The 2,513-nt window shown below is 67.6% G+C and carries 1 protein-coding gene and 3 pseudogenes; 2 read left to right on the forward strand and 2 right to left on the reverse strand.

The features are described from left to right. Positions 1 to 114, forward strand: a pseudogene (locus D7X99_RS41725) (IS5/IS1182 family transposase); the annotation flags it as partial. A 9-nt stretch (positions 115 to 123) separates the two neighbouring features. Here the strand turns inward: D7X99_RS41725 and D7X99_RS41730 are convergent. After that, a complete protein-coding gene (locus tag D7X99_RS41730) occupies positions 124 to 2,043 on the reverse strand; it encodes a bifunctional UDP-sugar hydrolase/5'-nucleotidase (protein ID WP_121782564.1) in 1,920 nt (639 codons plus the stop codon). Between the two features lie 71 nt (positions 2,044 to 2,114). On the opposite strand from D7X99_RS41730, the pseudogene D7X99_RS44145 reads away from it, so the two are divergent. After that, positions 2,115 to 2,368: pseudogene (locus D7X99_RS44145) on the forward strand (IS5/IS1182 family transposase); the annotation flags it as partial. A gap of 31 nt (positions 2,369 to 2,399) precedes the next feature. Here D7X99_RS44145 and D7X99_RS41740 read toward each other — a convergent pair. After that, positions 2,400 to 2,513: pseudogene (locus D7X99_RS41740) on the reverse strand (IS5/IS1182 family transposase); the annotation flags it as partial.

A 2,513-nucleotide genomic window follows, 5' to 3' on the forward strand; every position in this document is an offset into this window, starting at 1 on the left:
TGCATGTTCCACCGCCTCAAGCGCTTCCGCGCCGTGGCCACCCGCTACGAGAAGACCGCCACCAACTACCTGGCGGTCCTCCACCTGGCCTGCATGATGCTTTGGCTTAATTAGGGACACCCCCTAGGGCAGCAGGGTGATGCGATTGAGCGCGGGGGCGGGCAAGGGGCTCGCCATACTGCTGTGCGCCTTCAGGTATGCCTCCAGCGCGTCGCTGTCCACGGCGCCACCCAGCCGGTTCGTCCCCTCGGCGAACACCGGGAAGCCATCACCCCCACTCGCGAGGTAGTTGTTCGCGGTGACGCGGTACTCCGCCGTCGGGCTCACTGGCACGCCGTTGATCCGGATGGACGCCGGGTCGACGCGGCTTCCGATTGGCGCCGACGCGCTGAACGCATAGGTGAAGCCCGCCGATGGAAGCAGCATGAGGGTGGCTCCCGACGGCCGCCACTGCCGCTCCAGCAGTTGCTCGATTTGCGCGCCCGTCAGCGTCAGGGTGACCAGGCTGTTGCCGAACGGCTGCGTGGTGAAGGCCTCGCCGTAGGTGACCTCGCCCTGGGCGATGTTCGCGCGCATGCCGCCCGGGTTCATGAAGGCCACCTGCGCCCCACCCAGGTTCGCGGGCTTCGTCGCCTCCAGATGCGAGTCCGCGATGACGAAGCCCAGGGTGGACTGGCCCGCGGAGTCCGTCTGTGTCCTGAGCGTCTGCGACACCCATCCGATGACCCGGTTGGCCCTCGGCGTGACGAGCTCCTGGTACCTCGTCACCAGCTCCTTCACCGCGCCGACCTCCTGCACGTCGCGAGTGACGATGACGTTGTTCGCTCGCGCCTCCACGACGTCGCCCGTCGCCTTGCTCAACGTCAGGTCGATGTCCGTGACGAGCTGCCCCATCGACGAGGCGCTCGTGACGACCTTGCCATCGATGACGCAGTTGTAGGCCTGATGCGTGTGGCCGCTGACGATGACATCCACCGCGTCGTTGAGGCCCTTGGCCAGGCCCACGATGGCACCTGAGATGAGGCCGTCCGCACCCGCGCCCTTGCATTCGTTCACCAGCGAGCCCGAGGTCGGAATTCCGCCCTGGTGCACCACCACGATGATGGCTTCGACGCCCTGCCGCCGCAGCTCCGGCACCAGCGCGTTCACCGTCTGCACTTCGTCCTTGAAGGTGAGCCCCGCCACGCCCGTGGGTATGACGCTTTCCGGCGTGTCCTCCAACGTCATGCCGATGAAGGCCACCTTCACGCCCTCGAACTCGCGCACGTCGTAGCGGGGGAACAGCGTGCGGTCCACGCCCGTGGCCACGTTGGCCGCCAGGAACTTGAAATGCGCGCCCGGGAAGCCATCCCCGTCCAGGCAGCCATCCACCGGGTGGCAGCCGCCCGACTGCATGCGCAACAGCTCCGTGCTGCCCTCGTCGAACTCGTGGTTGCCCACCGCGACCAGGTCCAGGCCAATCAGGTTCATCGCCTCGACGGTGGGCTCGTCGTGGAAGAGCCCCGACAGCAGCGGGGAGGCGCCGATGAGGTCTCCCGCCGCTACCACCACCGTGTTCGGATTGGTGGCCCGCAGGGCCGCGATGTGCCGGGCGAAGTACGTCACGCCGCCCGCGTTCACCCGCACCGGTCCACCGTCGGGGGCCACGCCCGTCAGAATCTGGCCCGCGGGCTCCTCGAGCTGCCCGTGGAAGTCATTGAACGCGAGCACCTGCACGCTCACCGTGGTGGGACCCGCGTCGGGCGTCCCCGAGTCGGGCATCCCCGAGTCGGGCATCCCCGAGTCGGGCGTCCCCGCGTCCGTGCCGGAATCCGGGGGCGGCACCTGGACGGAATGCTGCTCACAGCGCTTGTCCTCGCAGACCCACTCCGTGTTCGAAGCCGGCGGTCCCTTGTCTTCACGGCAGTCGGCGGCGTCCTGGCACTCGTCACCTCCGCAGCCGCCATGGACGAAGAGGAACATGCCGGTGACGAACGCTCCGGCGAGCAGGAAGACGCTGGGACGCGCTCCTTGAAGTGACGAGCGCGGTGTGGCTTGTGGCATCGACGGAACTCCAACGAACAGGGAGGGGGAACCTACTCTGGTTCGTGGACGATGGCGCGACTTCATGGCGGCACGGCGCATCCGGCAAGGGGCGCAGCGTCACGATGAGCGGCTCCAGCAGCGCCTTCGCTCACGTCTGCAGTCGCGCGCGGGCCGCGCACAACTCCGCGAGCGTGTCGGCGTCGAGCATCGCCTGGCTCATCTCGCCAACCGCCAGGGCCCGAAGGCCTGTTACAGAGGCACGCGCCGCAACCTCTTTGACCTCAGGCGACTCTCGGTCGTCCAAAACCTCGAGGTCGCCGCGCGTTACCAACTCGCAGCGTGACCTGACCTGTTCGGCGCTCTAGGGGGTGTCCCTAATTAAGCCAAAGCATCATGCAGGCCAGGTGGAGGACCGCCAGGTAGTTGGTGGCGGTCTTCTCGTAGCGGGTGGCCACGGCGCGGAAGCGCTTGAGGCGGTGGAACATGCA

The sequence above is a fragment of the Corallococcus sp. AB032C genome (assembly GCF_003668935.1).
GTDB classification, from domain to species: domain Bacteria; phylum Myxococcota; class Myxococcia; order Myxococcales; family Myxococcaceae; genus Corallococcus; species Corallococcus exiguus.